The organism is Verrucomicrobium sp. 3C (assembly GCF_000379365.1).
Taxonomy (GTDB): Bacteria; Verrucomicrobiota; Verrucomicrobiia; order Methylacidiphilales; family Methylacidiphilaceae; genus Methylacidimicrobium.
On the sequence record NZ_KB901875.1, the window covers coordinates 874907 to 890389 of the forward strand.

The following is a 15483-nucleotide window of genomic DNA, read 5'->3' on the forward strand; positions in this document are numbered from 1 at the left end:
CATGACGATCCACTGCCCGGTACGCTCGGCTGACCGATCCAAGACAGAAGTAGTTTGCCCATCCTTGCAGCCGGGGGTTGAGGAGCAACACCAGTTCCTCACCGTCCCTTCCCAGCGTGTTCCGGCGGAGCCGTTCGCTCACGCTCTGCAGCAGCCGGTTCACCCGTTTCGTGGAGGGTTGAGTCCCCAGGTAGCTTCGGCCCGTGATGGGCTTGTAGCAAAGACCGAAGGTGTAACCGAGAAAGTCGAAGCTCTGCTCCGGCACTCGGCAGATCCGGGTCTTTTCCGGGTTCACGGTGAGCCCGATTCGCTCCATGATCTTCTCCATTTGCTCCCGGGCTTCCTGGGCGTGATGTCGGCAGAGGATCACATAGTCGTCGGCGTACGATACGATGTGCGCCGCCCACTTTGCAGCCCATCCTTGCCTCCTCCATCCCAAGATAAACCGCCTCATGTAGAGGTTGGCCAGTAGAGGGGAGATGGGAGCCCCTTGGGGGGGGGGCCTCGCTCTCGATCCTTGGCCTGGGTCGTCCGCCGTTTCCCTCCCCGCTCGTCTTCTTCCTCGACGGACATTTCCAGCCATGCCTTCAAAAGAGCAAGCATGACGCCGTCGGAAATCCGCCGGGCCTAGCTCTTCATCAGGGCATGGTGAGGGATGCTGTCGAAATAGCCGGAGAGGTCGGCGTCGATCACCTCGGTGTAGCCCGTGTTGAGGAGAGCATGCACCTTCTTGACCGCATCCAAGGCGCTTCGCCCTTCTCGATAGGCATACTGTTCTTCTGCTAAATCCACTTCGAAGATCGGACTCAGCACGAGGACCGCTGCCATCTGTGCCACCCGATCCCGTATGGTGGGTATCCCCAAGGGCCTCCGCTTCCCGTCAGGTTTGGGGATCCACACCCGCCGGACCGCCTGAGGCCGATAGGTCTTGTTTCGGAGTTCTTCCGCCAATCGGTCCAACCACCTCTCTACCCCTTCTTCCTCGATCCTCTCGAAGGTCTGCCCATCGACTCCCGCTACCCCGCCGTTCTTTCGGCAGAGCAGCCAGGCGTAGGCGAGCACATCCTCGCGGTAGAGCTTGTCGTAGAGGGAGTAGAAGCGATAGGTCGGACTTGCCTTCGCTTTCTCCTGCAACGTCGTCTGGAGCTTCCGAACACGCAAGGGAGGTTCTAGACTCATCGCCAATCTCCGTGCTCTCTCTCCTTCGTACGTTTCCCTTGAACTAAGGCCCCTTCCCTCCCTCGGTCTTTCTCCGAGTTCTCCGGTACCTTGGGCCTATCCGATTCCCACCCGGCCCCGCTTTGGCCCCTCGCAGGGCAGCGGTCGGTCCGCTCGGCGTCTTCCCGAACTCCCGGCCAGATGGGCCTCCCGTGTTGATGCATCGTCCTTTGCCCGCATGCCCTCGCCCATTACCCCGGCGGCTCTCCCCAGTCCGTCGATTGCTCTCCTTCCCAGGGAGACAACGGCCTTCGCTTCTTCCATACGAGCTCGGCGTCCGCATTGCCCGTTTCGAGGCTTTGTTCAGCGTTCACTTCCGTTAGGGCCTGCTTGCTCGCTGACCCGCTTTCCGGGCCTTTTCCCAGAGGCTTCGACCACCGGCGTTACCACCAGCAGCCGCTCCGGGTGCTTCCGGCTGGAGCAATAGTTGCCGGGTGGAGATCACTCCCTCCCCACTGGGCGATGCACCCTTTTCACGGCGCACGTCAAAGTCAGGCTAAGTAATTGATAAATCACAAGGTCGGCGAAAAAGTATCAAAGTCAGGGTAGACATGGTCATTGAACAGAGCGGCAAACACAAACGCGTCCCCGTCGCGCTCTTGACCTGAAGTGCTCCCTACAAACTGCTTCCATTGGTCGGACGCACAGGGAGCACCTCACCGTCCATGCCATCTCTCAATGACCAATCCGCTCCCTCCGCCCATTCCATTCAGCGAAGAGCCGGGGTAGTTGACTGCTGTCCAAAACGAGAACCGGTCACTGGATAATGCCCATTTTTCTCAAGATGACATTTCGCTGGGAGCGTAAGTTTTCGGCTTTGCTCCGTGCATCCGTGCTAGATGTTGGATCGGAAACTGCGTCCAAATCCAGCAAGGCACGGTCCACTTTTGCCAGGTCGTCTGCGCCAGCGAGGATGTATTGCTGTCTGTCTCGCTCAGCTGGTAGCTCGAACGCTCCATTGATCATTGGGACTTGAACCATTATGTCGCGTTCCTTGTGCCGTGCCGTACTCAGCTCTTCTATCCTTCGGTTAATCGCTTCGATGCGCCTTGCGGCAAAGGCCTTCCATCCTGGTATCTGTTGCAATTCCTCCTCCAGCATTTTGGCTTCTTTCTTCGGGTCAACCGCTTGCGTAATGGGAGAAGCGGTCGCTGATAGTTTTGCTGGCGGGCTGGAAGCGGGTAGCTGTTCAGTCTTCTCCATGCTCTTTCCAGAGGCGGTTTCCGTTTGCCCACTCTCCTTCTTGGTGTCCGCTTTTTGGCTTTTTCGCCCGGGGACCTGTATGTAATCGGTGGCATAGTAACCGGCGAAAAATGCGAAACAGACGATGAGTACGGCAAAGATTTGACGTGTCTTTTTCATGTCATGAAAAGTCCCTCGCCGACCTCTCGGCGGTCTGGTCCGCTCATACATTCCACAGCGGATCCGCAAACCGGACATTTCCGCAGTATTCGACATCGGGTTCCGGCGCTAGCAAGAGTCCATTGCGTGCGTCGGTGCTGCAATGGACGAAGACGTCCTCCTTGTCCACGGGTCCAAACGCCACCATTCCCTTGAAGTTCACCAGGCCGAACCCGTAGACCTTTTTCGCCGGCACCTCGACAACCCCATTGCCCGGAACGTTGACCCTGCATTTGGCAGCCGTGAAAATCCGAACGACGATCTTGGCTTCGGCTCCAGGCTTGGCCATGAATTCCCCAATGTGGCGCAGGACGTACTTTTTCACGGAGTCACCCTCATCCCATGCCGGAGGACGGATGACGACCGCAATCGGACGGTCCAATTCGAAGGTGACGATCCCGTGCGTCCCGTGACGCCGGATCAGGGCGTCGATGCGGCGTGACAACAATTGCACGCCTTTTTCCCAATCCCGCTCCAACCATCCTTTGCTTCGGGCGAGCTTTCTTCGTTTCTTCTTCGCCGCTTCATCCAGGTTCCGCCATTGCCCGATCCTGGCGTGGGCGGCCTCGACCTCCGGCAGAAGCCAGCGTCTGGCGTGAACGCGCTTGCCATTCACATCGATGGCGGTCGTGAACCTGTGCAGCAGCCGGCCGTCGGCATCCCACCGGTCGAGCTCGGTCCTCGTGCATCCCAGGATCGTGCGGACTTTTTCCGCGAAAAGGGCGTTCTTCCTTATCTCGAGGCATTGCACCCTTTCCTCGGGCGAGAGCAGGCCATCCATCTCCGCCATTCGAAGACCCGACCCAGCAGCGGCGACAGCCTTGCCGTAACCCGCCGCCAGAAGCGGCGCCAACGCCTTGTCGAATCTTCTCCGGCGTTCTAAACGCGCGTTCTCGATCTTCTGCTTACGTCCCTCGGAGGCGGCTTCGCGGAGCGCTTTCCATGCAGCCAGCGTTTCCGGCGACATGTCTGCCTCGAATCTGGTTTGCCATAACGGGCTCAGTTCGCGGAAGAGAGCGATTGCCCGCTTTCGTGCTTCTTCGCTCTCTTCTCCGTATTGGTAGGCGATTTTGGCGGCCCGGCGCTTGACGGCCTCTTCCTGCTGGGCCGCTTTTGGCGTTTCCTCTTCCTGGCGCTTCATATCTGTAACAGTGCTTTGCGGGAAGTGAGTGAAACCTTGCTCATCCCGTCTTGCGGCTCACCGCCCGCTTCTTCCCCTTTTTGCCAATTCAGCCATCTCCTTGTCCACCGCCGCCTTCTTGAGCGCCTTGTCCGGCGGCAGACCCCGAGCGCACCAGCGCAAGGCTGTCTTGCCGAACGGTTCTTCGACGCCATCCCGAAGCGCCGCCTCAATCCACGATGCCGCCTTGGGACCATGCCGGTCACGGATCGCGTCGATCAGCCGCTCCGTCTTGAGCCGGCTTACGGCGTCCCGTCCTCCTACCCGGAGCTTCGCGTAGTCGCGGAAGCGAGGATCGCTCAGCGACAAGAAGCGTTTCAATCCGGGATGCGCATCCTCAGGGACGGATGCGGCTCGGGAGGAAGCGTCTTTCCACACTTCCACGCCGCGCTCCGTGATCGGGGCTTGCGGGATCCCGCAAGCTTGGCTCGCCAGGGCGTCGGCCTCCGTGTTTTGCTCTCGCGGGATCCAGACGAAGCGGACGCCGCCGGGCAATCGCCGCGCGAGCTCGACCGCTTTCCGATGGAGTCGTTGCAGACTCGGCTGCCGCACCGCGTATCCGCCGTTGAGCTGGTTGACGATCAGTTGGGAATCGGCGTGCAGGACGGGTGCCCGGGCGGAATGCTTGACGGCAAGCTCCAGTGCCCGGATCACCGCTAGATACTCGGCCTCGTTGTTCGTTCCGTGGCCGGCGTTCTGGCTGAATCGCTCAACGCATCGCCCGCCATCCAGTAGCAATCCGCCGATTCCCATTGGCCCAGGGTTGCCCGCGCAGGCCCCGTCCGAGAAGATCTTCATGGCCTCCCTTTCAGTCTTTCGCCAAAAACTCCTCCGCATCGACGAACCGTATAGACGGTTCCAAAGATATACGCTTTCCCGTCTTTGCGTCCGTTAAGTAACACTCCTTGGTTTGCTTTGCGCTCAGGCCGTGCAAGACGCGTCCACGACAGAACGCTCCGCAAACCGTTTACCAGTGCAATCCAGTCTTTGGATCTTTTTCCCACTCAACGCGCCGGATGACGACGCTGGCCATATCCGCCGATTTGGAGCGTTCGAGGAATGTCTGCAACTCGTGCCAGTTGACGCTGCCGAACACTTCATTCGCGATCAGCCTGTGGCTCGCGTACAGCATGACTGTACCGTACAGATCCTCTCCAACCAGCCGGCGGCGATCCAGCAGCGCAACCAACTCGCACAGCATCTGATGTATCACAAACAAGTGAAGTGACCGCTTGGATATTGTGGGCTGGATCGTTCAACAGGGCATGCTTCCCCTTCACCATCCGTAGCGCCCGCGCGTGTTCGCCCAGACGCCTTTGGAACTTATCATCCATTCAGCGCAGCACACCGTAGAGTGGCGCGGTCAGTCGCGTTCAGGTCCGCGATTCCAGCCTTGACGAGGCGGCCGCCGAGTTGCGATCCCATGCCGCTTGCGCTTGCGCCGTTCGACCTGCCAGGTATGCATGTCATGTCGCACCAGCGGCCCCTATCCCGATCCGCGCCAAGCATTCGTTCCAACACTGCGGGGCGGATCCGCACGCCGGGGCGTGGCGGGGGCGCGGCTCATCGCCGGCTCCCAAACCGTCCATTGCACTCGAGAAACCTGACCACGTCCTTCCGAGGAAGCGCGTCAGGCGCGGCGTCGGCCGGAGGGCCTTGAGCAGTCCCTTCGTCGTCCAGTCGGTTACCGTCCTGGTTGAGACGCCGAGAAGCTCCGCAAGCGTTCGCTTGGTCATCACTACCGGGAAATCGTCCATTTCCCACTGGGGTGCGTCTTTGGGAATCTTTGTGTTCTTGGAGGAGTTATGCGCCCATAGCGGCGAGGTGAGGAATCAACGGGCAAGTTCGGCGTCGGCCGAACAATCTATGTCTCTCACCAGAGTAGCCATGGCGATCCGTCCAAGCGTACATCCCGGATAATCCCAGTACATCCCACAATATCCCACTTAATTTTGCACGACGCTGCTTTAACCTGCTCGAAAACCGCTTGAAGTTCCTTCGAAAAAACCCGGAGACAACCTGGTGGGCTCGCCGGGACTCGAACCCGGATGGGTCGCCCCACTAGATCCTAAGTCTAGCGCGTCTACCGTTTCGCCACGAGCCCAGCGTCCAGGCCAGCGTAGCGGAGAGACGCCCGCCTGTCGAGGCGGGGCTCGCTTGGTAGGCCCCGGTTGCCCTATCGTGTCTCTCACGCCATCCATGAAGCAGCAGCACGAAGAGAGGGCAGGAAAAGAGGACGACGAATGTCCTCGAGAGGAAGACCGGGAAAGCGGCGAGACAGGGGCAACGCCGGCTTCCGAGGGACCCCGGCTCTGGGTCGTGGCAACCCCAATTGGAAACCTGGAGGACATCACGCTGCGGGCTCTGCGCATCCTACGGGACGCGGATCTAGTTGCGGCCGAGGATACCCGGAGGACCGGCCAGCTCCTGGCTCATTATGGAATCCATCAGCCCTTGGTGAGCTGCCACCGGTTCAATGAAGCCCAGCGGCTTTCGGGGCTCCTTGCGTCGCTGCGGGAGGGGAAGAGAGTGGCTCTGGTGAGCGACGCGGGGATGCCGGGAATCTCCGATCCCGGGGAGAGGCTCTTGCGGCGATGCGCCGAGGAGGGGATCCGGGTGGAGGTGATTCCGGGGCCCTCCTCAGTCTTGGCCGCCCTGTTGGCTTCCGGATTTTCGACGACCCCGTTCTATTTCGGAGGCTTTGTTCCGGTAAAAGGGGGAGCGCGGAAGAGAGAGTGGGCGGCCGCCGGGGGGCGCACCTGCACCTCGGTCTATTTCGAATCTCCCCACCGATTACGACGATCGCTGGAAGAGGCCGCTGCGATCCTGGGAGCCCGGAGGATCTGCCTCGCCCGGGAGCTCACCAAGAAGTTCGAGGAGGTTCTCCGCGGCAGCGCGGGAGCGTTGCTGGCGGAGTTCCGGGACCGGGAGCCGCGGGGAGAGTTTTGCGTCGTCGTGGAAGGGGCGGAGGAAGCAAGGCGCGCGCCCGGAAGAAATCAGCGAGGGGGAGACGGAGCCGATCCTTGTCTTTCCAGGTCGACCCCGGTGGTGTAGAAGAACGGAGCGTGCAGAAGTTCTACCTTTTTCTCTGGCTCGCGCTGCTCGGACCACCGGCAGGCGGGTTGGCCGAGGAGGTGCGGCGGGCCTACGAACTGCAGCCCGGAGGCGAGTATCTCGCGCTCGATCGTCGGGTCAAGGTGACCAAGGTTTGGAACCTTCTCAATGTTCCGGTTAAGAAGGCCAAGTCCGGCAACGTCCAAAGCCTGATGTACGAGAAGCTGTACTGGAACTGGGGGGCGATCACCCCCGAGGAGATGGCCGTGCGACAGGGCGACATCTACGTGATCAGTTGGAAGAACCGAGGGAAGCCGCGAGATCTCTTGGCCCGGTTCGAATATCGGCAGACGAAGACGCGCGAAGCCGTCTGGTCGCAGGTCGATTTTGCCCGGCGTGCGCACGGAAACGTCCGGTCGATCTTCCTGGTGGTCGGGGACGATTACACGCAGCACGGGCGGGTCTACGCTTGGCGGTTCACGGTGGTCGACCGAAGCCGGATCATCGCCCAAGCCAAATCCTTTATCTGGTGATGTCGACCTACACTCTTTTCCTTTTGGCTGCAGGCCAGGCGAATCCCCGCGTAGTCCCGGAAGCGATCAGCCTCTTTGAAATCGTCCACCGCGGCGGGCTCGTCATGTGGCCGATTCTTTTCTGCAGTGTTCTCGCCACCGGGGTCTTCCTAGAGCGGATGCTCTTCTACCGAAAGGCGGAGTGCAACGTGGACTCCTTCCTGACCGGTCTTGGCAACCTACTGCGGAAGGCAAGGTACGAGGAGGCCCTCCTTCGCTGCCAGGAAACGCCAGCCCGCGCGGCCGAGATCGCGCGGCAGGCAATCCTGCGGCGGGATTATCCGCCGGCGGAGCTGCGGGAGATGACGCGGGAAGCGGCCCAGCTCGCTCTGCCCCCGCTCGAAGCCCACCTCCCTATTTTAGCGACGATCAGCTATGTCACCCCCCTTCTCGGGCTTTTGGGAACGATCACCGGCATGATCGAGGCGTTTCTTGCCATGAACCGGGCTTCGGGCTCGGTCTCAGTGAGCGACCTGGCCTCGGGCATCTGGGTGTCCCTGGTGAGCGCCGCCGCGGGAATCGCGGTAGCCATTCCCACCTCGATCGCTTATAATTATCTTCTAACCCGCGTTGCGGCGATCGCGCAGGACATCGAACGCGTAGCCATCGAGGTTCTGCACGCGCTCGCCGACGGCAAGAGATCGAACCGTGCCGCTTCCTTCCCCGACGAGATTACAGCCTCGCTTGGCACTGCTGCGCGGGACGACTGAACTGATTCCCCTGATCACGGTCGTTTTCCTGCTTCTGCTTTTCTTCCTTCTCGGCTCCTCCTTCGTCACCCAGCCAGGGCTCGTGGTCGAGCTTCCGAAGAGCTCCCTCGGGGTGCGGCTCCCCTCCGGCGGCTGGATCATCTCGGTGACCTTGACCCCGGAAACCAAGGGGGGCGGCGGCCGAAAGCCCTTGATCTTCTACAATGACGAGATCTTCGACCTCCCCGGTATCCACAAGCTTCTCGAGGAAGCGGGCCGAGGACGGCCGCCGCAGACCCTGGTGATCCGGGCCGACAAGGAGGCTCCGGCCGGGCTCTTGGTGGAGATCATGAACGCCGCGCTCGCACAGAAATGGTCGGTTCTGCTGGCCACGCAGCCTGAGGGTGAACGCCGAGGGGAACCGTGAGCCGTGTGAAGATGGGCGAACCCTCTGGAGGAGAATTCCGCCTGCCGCTCGTGCTGACCTGCGCGGTGGCCGCCGCCGTCCACCTCTTTGTGCTGATCTACTGTGACGTCACCTACGTCCCGCCTCTTCTGGAACCCGTCCCGACCAGCCATGTTTATCTCTTCTCGGCAGCCGATTCGAATCCCGCCTTCGCTCGCAATATCGGCCTTTGGCTCGAGCTTGCGGATCCGAGCCGTCTCATCCGCCCCCAAAGCGCTCTTTTGGATGCTCCAGGACCGATGCCGTTGCAACCTCTCCCGACCGAGCGGGAAAAGGTGGATCAGCCGATCCATGGTTCGGGAGACCCCGAACTGTTCCCTGCTCGACCCGTGGAAACCCGCAATGCTTTCTGGTTGCCGCTTCCGCCCATTCCCCCGCCGGCGACGGCAGGCCTGCAAGCCACTGTCCCTGCCGAAAGCGCCGCCGAGTTTGATGAGGTGCTTTCCCGCCGTCTGACCACCCCGTGGAAGCCGCCGACGGCTTCGGTCCGGCTGCTTTCGGAGACGGGGCCGACCGTCGTCCGCCTGGCCGTTGATGCGCAAGGATTCCCCTGCGCTGTCCTCCTCCAGGAAAGCTGCGGGGAGAGACGGGTCGACGAATCGGCCCTCCGGGAGATCCAGCGGCTTCGCTTCTCGCCCGATCCGAGTGCTTCCATGACCTGGGGACGAGTCAAGGTCTTTTGGCATTTTCGGGACCAGGGTACGCCATGATGCGGATCACGATGCCGGAGGCATTTCTCCTCTACGTCGCCGTTCCTCTTGCGGTCCTTCTTTGGGTATGGTTCTCTTTTGCCGCAAGAAGGCGCGCATGGCGGCGTTCGGCCGGACGAGTCATCATCTGCCGGTTCTGCGGAGAGAGGGTTACGATTTCGCCGAATCGCCAGCAGTTTCGCTGTCCATCGTGCTCGGCGGAGCAGCGAGTGATCGCAAGCGAAGAGAAAGGGGCAATCTGATCATGGGAATGTGGATTGGAAAGAATCGAAAGGCGCGGGTTTGTTATGGCTTTGACGAGATTTCGCTCGTCCCGGGGAGAATTACCATCAATCCCGACGAGGTGGATACAAGCTTTACGATTCCCCGTCCCTCAGGCGAGCCGCTGCAGCTCAAAATCCCGATCCTGGCCAGCGCCATGGATGGGGTGACCGACGTCCCCTTTTGCGTCGAGATGGCCCGATTGGGGGGCCTTGGCATCCTTAACCTCGAAGGGGTTCAGACACGCTACGAGGATCCCCGCGCAGTCATCCGCGAAATCATCTCGGCAGACCAGGGGAAGGTGACCGAACTACTGCAAAAGATCTACTCGGCATCGATCCGAGAGAACCTGATCGCCAAGCGAATCGAGGAGTTGAAAGCGCAGGGGGTGCCCGCGGCGGTCTCGGCCATTCCGCAGAAGGCTCAGGCCTTCGGCGCCATCGCCCAGGAGGCAGGGGTCGATCTCTTCGTGGTCCAGTCGACGGTCAGCACCGCCAAGCATATCTCCCGCCAGTACGCTTCCCTTGACCTGCCGGCTTTCTGCCGCCAGATGCGGGCGCCGGTCATCGTTGGGAATGCGGTCACCTACGACGTTGTCCTCGATCTGATGGAGTGCGGGGTCAGCGGCGTGCTGATCGGAGTGGGGCCGGGGGCGGCCTGCACCTCGCGGGGCGTGCTCGGGCTAGGGGTTCCACAGGTGACGGCCACGGTCGACTCGGCCGCCGCGCGAGACGCCTATTACAAAAAAACGGGGCGCTATGTGCCGATCATTACTGACGGCGGGATGCGCCGCGGAGGAGATCTCTGCAAGGCGATCGCCTGCGGGGGAGACGCCGTGATGATCGGCTCTGCTTTCGCCCGGGCCGAAGAGGCCCCGGGTCAAGGAAGCCATTGGGGTATGGCCACACCCCATGCGAATCTTCCCCGAGGGACCCGCATTCAAATGGGAATCAGCGGCCCCTTGCGGCAGATTCTCTTCGGGCCGGCGACGGTGGATGACGGCTCACAAAACCTCGTAGGCGCCCTCATGACCTCGATGGGGAACACAGGGGCGGCCACGATCCGGGAATTTCAGGAAACCGAGGTGATCATCGCGCCGACCATTCAATCCGAGGGGAAGCTCTTTCAAATGGTGCAATCGGTGGGGATGGGCACCCGCTAAGCCGATGTCGCCTCCTCCCACCGCTCGGGGGAAGACCCGCGAAGTAGAAGGGTCCGCGATGCGGGCGGACGAGGGCGAGGCCGAAAGCCGCATCGTCATCCTCGACTTCGGCTCGCAGTATACCCAGCTCATCGCCCGCCGCATCCGGGAGCTCGGGGTCTTCTCGGAGATCGTCTCTCCCGAGACCCCCGCTCGCGCTCTGGCCCGGCCGGGGGTAAAGGGTCTCGTCCTCTCCGGAGGACCGTCGAGCGTCGCCCAAGAAGGGGCGCCCGTGCCCGATCCGGCGATCTTCACCCTCGGACTTCCGGTGCTTGGGATCTGCTATGGACTCCAAGCCATGACCCGGCTTCTGGGCGGGGAGGTCGAGCCAGCGAAATCCGGTGAATATGGCCGGTCGGTGCTCGAGTGGCGCGCCTCTTCCCCGCTCTCTGCCGAGCTTCCCAGCCATTCGACAGTCTGGAATAGCCACGGCGACCGGGTATCGCAGCCGCCCAAGGGCTTCGTCGTTCTCGCGCGGACCCAAGAAGAGCCCCATGCCGCGATCGCCGACCCCGATCGCCGGCTCTACGGCCTCCAGTTCCATCCGGAGGTGACCCATACCGACCTGGGGAAGGAGATCTTCGCCAACTTTCTCTTCCGGATCTGCCACGCTCCGGCAAGCTGGAAGCTCTCCTCTTTTCTCGACCGGAGCTGCGCCGACATCCGAACAAAGGTTGGGGGGGAGCAGGTAATCCTGGGATTGAGCGGAGGAGTCGATTCGAGCGTCGCCGCAGCCCTGCTCCATCGGGCCATCGGCGACCAGCTCCACTGCCTCTTCGTCGACAACGGCCTCCTTCGCCAGGGAGAAGTGGAGAACGTGCGCCATCTCTTCGGCGAGCAGATGGGCTTTGCGCTCCACGTCGTGGATGCGTCGACGCGCTTCCTGGCGAAGCTGCGGGGGGTGGCCGATCCGGAACGGAAGCGGAAGATCATCGGTCGGGAGTTCATCCATGTATTCGAGGAGGCCGCCCGGAAGCTGGGACCGGTCCGCTTCCTGGCGCAGGGGACCCTCTATCCCGACTGCATCGAAAGCGCCGCGGCGGGCCGTGGCCGGCCCGCAGTGATCAAGAGCCATCACAATGTAGGCGGTCTGCCCAAGCGGATGAAGATGCACCTGATCGAGCCGCTCCGCCTTCTATTCAAGGACGAAGTCCGGGCACTGGGCAGGCTTCTGGAGCTTCCCCGGGAGATCCTCTTCCGCCACCCGTTTCCCGGTCCGGGCTTGGCGGTCCGCTGCCTGGCTCCCATCAATCCCCACCATCTCGCGCTGCTTCGCGCCGCCGACGCGATCGTGATCGAGGAGATCCGCCGGGCGGGGCTCTACGAGGAGGTCTGGCAAGCCTTCGCCGTTCTTCTCCCAGCCCGCAGCGTGGGGGTCATGGGCGATGCCCGTACCTACGAGCTGACCTCCGCGGTCCGGGCGGTGCAGAGCGTCGATGGGATGACCGCCGACTGGGCGCGGCTGCCCGGTGAGGTCCTTTCCCGGATCTCCAACCGGATCATCCAGGAGGTCCGCGGAATCAACCGGGTCGTCTACGACATCTCCTCCAAGCCCCCCGCAACCATCGAGTGGGAATGAGGTTGGCCCATCCGAGAGCATCGTAGCCTGCATGTCTCACAAGCGTTCTCCTGCGCCTTGCGAAATGAACCTGGATGCAAGGCGGGGCGCCGGTTTTCCCCCGGAGCAGGATACCCTGGACGGGAAACCCACTCCCACGAACAGGTATCATTCTCCCTCCATCCAGTTTTCGACCCTGAGGCCACGGATGCGATGGAATTCTCTGGTATTCTCCGTGACCAGTGTCATCCCGAGCACGCAAGCATGAGCACCAATCCATAGATCATTGAGGCCGATGATCTGCCCTGCCGCCTCTAGCTCTGCGCGGATGCCTCCATATTCGGCATCGACTGGAACAGCCAGAGGCAGCACCGGGATTGTTTCCAGTACGCTTTCCACTCTGGCGCGCAGCTTGGCCGACCCTTTCTTTGCACAGCCATAACGCAACTCGGCGGCGACAATGATGCTGGTGCAAAGCTCTTTGGGATCGACCGTTTCCATGCGGCGAGCGGCCAACCCGAACGGGTTGCGGACAATGTTGCTGATGATGTTTGTATCGAGCAGATACCTGCTCAAAATATCTCCTCAGGCTTGGCGGGCATATCCTCGATTTCCGGAAATTGATCTTCTGGCCCAAGCGGTTCTTCCTTTTTCCACTCCGCTAGTAATTCGATGAGGTTGGTGGGTCTGTTCACGGGTTCGATAATGAGCTTGCTGCCCTCGCGGTGTATCCATACGCGATCCCCCGGCAGCTCGAACTCAACCGGAATCCGCACCGCCTGACTGCGATTGTTACGGAATAGCTTGGCTTGCTTGCGCTTGGGTGGCGGCATGGGAATGGGCATGATATCGGCTCCTTGTATATGCCGCATTGTATATGCCTGCCCGATTCAAATCAAGGGCTGACGGGATCCGCCTAAAGTTCACCGCCCGGAATAGGGCATCGCTTGCGCGACTTCGACAGATCCAGTGCAATCGACTCCTGCACGACCGCACAGTCGCCTTCATTCTGGCAGCGACAGGCCGGTCGGGAAGCGGCTCGCCGATCTGAAATCAGAGACGCGAAGGCAATGATGCTGCCCCTGCAGGGCTGCCTTGCCGCCGAGAGTCAGAGGAGGAAATCCGTTCAGGGATTTCCGGTTTCCAACTCCTTGGCGTACTTTTCCAAGACGGTCGCGTCGGCCTTCATCAGATCCGCCTTCATCCGCAGCTTGCGCGCCGTGGCTTTCGGGTTCTTGGTCTCTTCCACTTCTCGGATGATCTGATCCCAATTTTCCCCGCTTCCGCCACCCATACCACCCATGCCGCCCATGCCGTGGCTCATGCCACCCATGCCACCCATGCCACCCATGCCGCCCATGCCGCCCTTTCCGCCGCAACTCATGCCGTGCTCCATCCCCTCCATCTTATGGCCTTCGTGCTCGTCTTGGTCATCGGCGGCCTGCTCTGTGCCGGCCTTTTTGGCTCCCCCATGATGTTGGGCCTGCAGGGGGAAAAGAGCAAAGCCTGCCAGCAAGCCAAGAGCTAAGAGTAAAGATTTCATATCCAACGTGTTGTGTTTCATCGAATCTTCTCCGAACCGAACCAGCGGGCAGTCGAGAGGAGATGGGAGCCATCCCGGAATCCCCTCGATCGCGTGTTGCGTGTCATTCCATCTCATCACGGCCGCCTGCGCAAAGCCAGCCGTTTCCCTCTTGCCTTGGGCGAAAACTTTTGTTGGAGATGGGCCGGCCACCCGCGGCACCTCGGCTTCTCCGAACCGGGCCGACGCAGGGAGGCAGAAGGCGGAGCCTGGCGGAACTTTTTTGCGGAAGGTTGGCGTGCCACTTGCTAGAATGTAACAACGATGACGAGCCGCTACCGGATTTTGCGCTGCGACCGTGAGGATCTGAGCATGGTCCGCAAGCAGCTTCACCGCCGCGCCTTTCCCAGCCCTGAGCTTTCCGAACGGGTTCGCTCGATCCTCGAACGGGTCGAGGGCAAAGGGGACAAGGCGTTGGCCGAGTTGACCCAAGAGTTCGACCAGGTCACTCTTTCGACGGCGGACTTTTGCCGGAAGGACGCGGCCGAGCGCCCCGCCCCCGCCATTCGGAAGGCCATCGCCTGGTCGCTGGGCAATGTGCGGCGGTTTGCCCGGGCGTCGCGTCCCCGGGACTGGCGGATGAAGAACCGGGAAGGCGCCTGGGTCGGGGAGCGGTTTCTGCCCTTGGACCGGGTCGGGGTCTACGTCCCCGGCGGAAGCGCCCCCCTGGTGTCGAGCGCCCTCATGACCATCCCTTTCGCCCGGGAGGCCGGGGTCGGGGAGATCGTGGCGGTCAGCCCTCCGCCGATCCAGCCGGTTCTTTACTACGCCCTGCGCACCGCCGGTGCGACGGAGGTCTACTCCTTGGGAGGGGCCCAGGCCGTCGCCGCGCTCGCCTACGGCACCGAGAGCATTCGGCCGGTGGACAAGATCTTCGGCCCGGGCAATGCCTACGTCGTCGAAGCCAAGCGGCAGCTGTTCGGGCTGGTCGCGGTCGACCTGCTTCCCGGCCCGAGCGAGGTCGCCGTGGTGGCCGATGAGAGCGCGCGGGCCCAGTTCGTGGCCGCTGATCTTTTGGCGCAGGCGGAGCACGGGGCCTCGAGCCGAATTCTTCTGCTCACCTCGAGCGCGAAGGTCCTGGAGGAGGTGGTCGCTCAGATCGAGGAGCAGGCCAAGACGTTGCCCCGCCGAGCCGTGGTCGAGGCGGTGCTGCGGGACCACGCTCTCTTCGTCCTGACTCGGAATCTGGAGGAAGCCTTGGAGCTCGTGGGTGAGTTCGCGCCAGAGCACCTCTCCCTTGCGGTTCGCCATCCCCGCCGGGCCGCTGGACGGGTCCGCCACTGCGGGGCAATCTACCTGGGAGCGTATTCCCCTGTCGCCGCGGGAGACTTTTTGGCCGGCCCGAGCCACACCCTCCCGACGGGAGGATCGGCACGTGCCTTCGACGGACTGCGGATGGAACATTTCTTTCAGCGGGCGAGCGTCGTCGAATATTCGCGGTCGGCCCTCATACGGGTTGAGTCGCGGATCGTTCGGTTCGCGGAGATCGAAGGGTTGGCGGCCCATGGTCGGTCCGCTGCCGTCCGGGTGAGCCCGAGGAAGTTGCGGAAATGAAGAGGGCTTCCTTGCAGGACCAGCTTCGTTCGATTAT

At 61.8% G+C, this 15483-nt stretch carries 18 protein-coding genes and 1 tRNA gene; 8 read left to right on the top strand and 11 right to left on the bottom strand.

Annotation, left to right across the window (positions count from 1 at the left end; translation table 11 throughout):
- The 8 genes from A37A_RS21755 to A37A_RS0104985 all read right to left on the bottom strand — a co-directional run.
- Nucleotides 1-454, bottom strand: a 454-nt coding sequence (locus A37A_RS21755; RefSeq protein ID WP_018290419.1) for a reverse transcriptase domain-containing protein, incomplete at its 3' end; no start/stop codon positions are given.
- Between the two features lie 173 nt (nt 455-627).
- The gene (locus A37A_RS21760; RefSeq protein WP_018290421.1) at nt 628-1179 is read right to left on the bottom strand and encodes a reverse transcriptase domain-containing protein; all 552 of its coding nucleotides are present in this window, start codon (nt 1177-1179) and stop codon (nt 628-630) included.
- A 96-nt stretch (nt 1180-1275) separates the two neighbouring features.
- On the bottom strand, nt 1276-1482 hold the full coding sequence (locus tag A37A_RS21260; RefSeq protein WP_020494034.1) for a hypothetical protein: 207 nt from the start codon (nt 1480-1482) through the stop codon (nt 1276-1278).
- 492 nt (nt 1483-1974) lie between these two features.
- Entirely contained in the window at nt 1975-2580 is a 606-nt protein-coding gene (locus A37A_RS0104960) for a hypothetical protein (protein WP_018290422.1), read from the bottom strand.
- Between the two features lie 43 nt (nt 2581-2623).
- Nucleotides 2624-3760 carry a hypothetical protein gene (locus A37A_RS0104965; protein ID WP_018290423.1) on the bottom strand — a complete coding sequence of 379 codons (1137 nt, stop codon included), beginning with the start codon at nt 3758-3760 and terminating at the stop codon, nt 2624-2626.
- A gap of 57 nt (nt 3761-3817) precedes the next feature.
- Nucleotides 3818-4597 carry a ribonuclease HI family protein gene (locus tag A37A_RS18165; protein WP_196799502.1) on the bottom strand — a complete coding sequence of 260 codons (780 nt, stop codon included), beginning with the start codon at nt 4595-4597 and terminating at the stop codon, nt 3818-3820.
- Between the two features lie 169 nt (nt 4598-4766).
- Complete coding sequence (locus A37A_RS0104975) at nt 4767-5012, bottom strand: hypothetical protein (protein WP_155996480.1); 246 nt, start codon at nt 5010-5012, stop codon at nt 4767-4769.
- Between the two features lie 807 nt (nt 5013-5819).
- A tRNA-Leu gene (locus tag A37A_RS0104985) sits at nt 5820-5903 on the bottom strand.
- Between the two features lie 95 nt (nt 5904-5998).
- Here A37A_RS0104985 and rsmI point away from each other — a divergent pair.
- From rsmI to guaA, 7 genes are all read left to right on the top strand, one after another.
- Nucleotides 5999-6853 carry a 16S rRNA (cytidine(1402)-2'-O)-methyltransferase gene (gene rsmI, locus A37A_RS15885; protein ID WP_018290427.1) on the top strand — a complete coding sequence of 285 codons (855 nt, stop codon included), beginning with the start codon at nt 5999-6001 and terminating at the stop codon, nt 6851-6853.
- Nucleotides 6854-6864: 11 nt separating this feature from the next.
- Entirely contained in the window at nt 6865-7386 is a 522-nt protein-coding gene (locus A37A_RS0104995; protein ID WP_018290428.1) for a hypothetical protein, read from the top strand.
- Entirely contained in the window at nt 7386-8135 is a 750-nt protein-coding gene (locus tag A37A_RS0105000; RefSeq protein ID WP_018290429.1) for a MotA/TolQ/ExbB proton channel family protein, read from the top strand. Before A37A_RS0104995 ends, A37A_RS0105000 begins: the two co-directional genes overlap by 1 nt.
- Nucleotides 8110-8541, top strand: coding sequence for a biopolymer transporter ExbD (locus A37A_RS0105005; RefSeq protein ID WP_018290430.1), 432 nt, complete (start codon nt 8110-8112; stop codon nt 8539-8541). The genes A37A_RS0105000 and A37A_RS0105005 overlap by 26 nt, the downstream gene beginning before the upstream one ends.
- A gap of 11 nt (nt 8542-8552) precedes the next feature.
- Nucleotides 8553-9290: an energy transducer TonB gene (locus A37A_RS0105010; protein ID WP_231363769.1), complete on the top strand. Its 738-nt coding sequence runs from the start codon at nt 8553-8555 to the stop codon at nt 9288-9290.
- 244 nt (nt 9291-9534) lie between these two features.
- Nucleotides 9535-10713 carry a GuaB3 family IMP dehydrogenase-related protein gene (locus A37A_RS0105020; protein ID WP_026195665.1) on the top strand — a complete coding sequence of 393 codons (1179 nt, stop codon included), beginning with the start codon at nt 9535-9537 and terminating at the stop codon, nt 10711-10713.
- A gap of 58 nt (nt 10714-10771) precedes the next feature.
- Complete coding sequence (gene guaA, locus A37A_RS0105025; protein ID WP_020494038.1) at nt 10772-12331, top strand: glutamine-hydrolyzing GMP synthase; 1560 nt, start codon at nt 10772-10774, stop codon at nt 12329-12331.
- A gap of 147 nt (nt 12332-12478) precedes the next feature.
- Here guaA and A37A_RS0105030 read toward each other — a convergent pair whose 3' ends face one another.
- The 3 genes from A37A_RS0105030 to A37A_RS0105040 form a co-directional block, all read right to left on the bottom strand.
- Complete coding sequence (locus A37A_RS0105030) at nt 12479-12886, bottom strand: type II toxin-antitoxin system VapC family toxin (protein ID WP_020494039.1); 408 nt, start codon at nt 12884-12886, stop codon at nt 12479-12481.
- A complete protein-coding gene (locus tag A37A_RS0105035) occupies nt 12883-13155 on the bottom strand; it encodes an AbrB/MazE/SpoVT family DNA-binding domain-containing protein (RefSeq protein WP_026195666.1) in 273 nt (90 codons plus the stop codon). Before A37A_RS0105035 ends, A37A_RS0105030 begins: the two co-directional genes overlap by 4 nt.
- Nucleotides 13156-13436: 281 nt before the next feature.
- Nucleotides 13437-13853, bottom strand: coding sequence for a hypothetical protein (locus A37A_RS0105040; protein ID WP_231363773.1), 417 nt, complete (start codon nt 13851-13853; stop codon nt 13437-13439).
- A 303-nt stretch (nt 13854-14156) separates the two neighbouring features.
- Here A37A_RS0105040 and hisD point away from each other — a divergent pair, with 303 nt between their 5' ends.
- Nucleotides 14157-15446, top strand: a complete 1290-nt coding sequence (gene hisD, locus A37A_RS0105045; RefSeq protein WP_231363775.1) for a histidinol dehydrogenase — start codon at nt 14157-14159, stop codon at nt 15444-15446.
- Nucleotides 15447-15483 lie beyond the last annotated feature (37 nt).

Excerpts from the sequence above, each read along its gene's own strand:
- A37A_RS21760 (WP_018290421.1), bottom strand. The coding sequence starts at position 1,179 with ATGAGTCTAGAACCTCCCTTGCGTGTTCGGAAGCTCCAGACGACGTTG.
- A37A_RS21260 (WP_020494034.1), bottom strand. The coding sequence starts at position 1,482 with ATGGAAGAAGCGAAGGCCGTTGTCTCCCTGGGAAGGAGAGCAATCGAC.
- A37A_RS0104960 (WP_018290422.1), bottom strand. The coding sequence starts at position 2,580 with ATGAAAAAGACACGTCAAATCTTTGCCGTACTCATCGTCTGTTTCGCA.
- A37A_RS0104965 (WP_018290423.1), bottom strand. The coding sequence starts at position 3,760 with ATGAAGCGCCAGGAAGAGGAAACGCCAAAAGCGGCCCAGCAGGAAGAG.
- A37A_RS18165 (WP_196799502.1), bottom strand. The coding sequence starts at position 4,597 with ATGAAGATCTTCTCGGACGGGGCCTGCGCGGGCAACCCTGGGCCAATG.
- rsmI (WP_018290427.1), top strand. The coding sequence starts at position 5,999 with ATGAAGCAGCAGCACGAAGAGAGGGCAGGAAAAGAGGACGACGAATGT.
- A37A_RS0105000 (WP_018290429.1), top strand. The coding sequence starts at position 7,386 with ATGTCGACCTACACTCTTTTCCTTTTGGCTGCAGGCCAGGCGAATCCC.
- A37A_RS0105010 (WP_231363769.1), top strand. The coding sequence starts at position 8,553 with ATGGGCGAACCCTCTGGAGGAGAATTCCGCCTGCCGCTCGTGCTGACC.
- A37A_RS0105020 (WP_026195665.1), top strand. The coding sequence starts at position 9,535 with ATGGGAATGTGGATTGGAAAGAATCGAAAGGCGCGGGTTTGTTATGGC.
- guaA (WP_020494038.1), top strand. The coding sequence starts at position 10,772 with ATGCGGGCGGACGAGGGCGAGGCCGAAAGCCGCATCGTCATCCTCGAC.
- A37A_RS0105035 (WP_026195666.1), bottom strand. The coding sequence starts at position 13,155 with ATGCCCATTCCCATGCCGCCACCCAAGCGCAAGCAAGCCAAGCTATTC.
- A37A_RS0105040 (WP_231363773.1), bottom strand. The coding sequence starts at position 13,853 with ATGAAATCTTTACTCTTAGCTCTTGGCTTGCTGGCAGGCTTTGCTCTT.
- hisD (WP_231363775.1), top strand. The coding sequence starts at position 14,157 with ATGACGAGCCGCTACCGGATTTTGCGCTGCGACCGTGAGGATCTGAGC.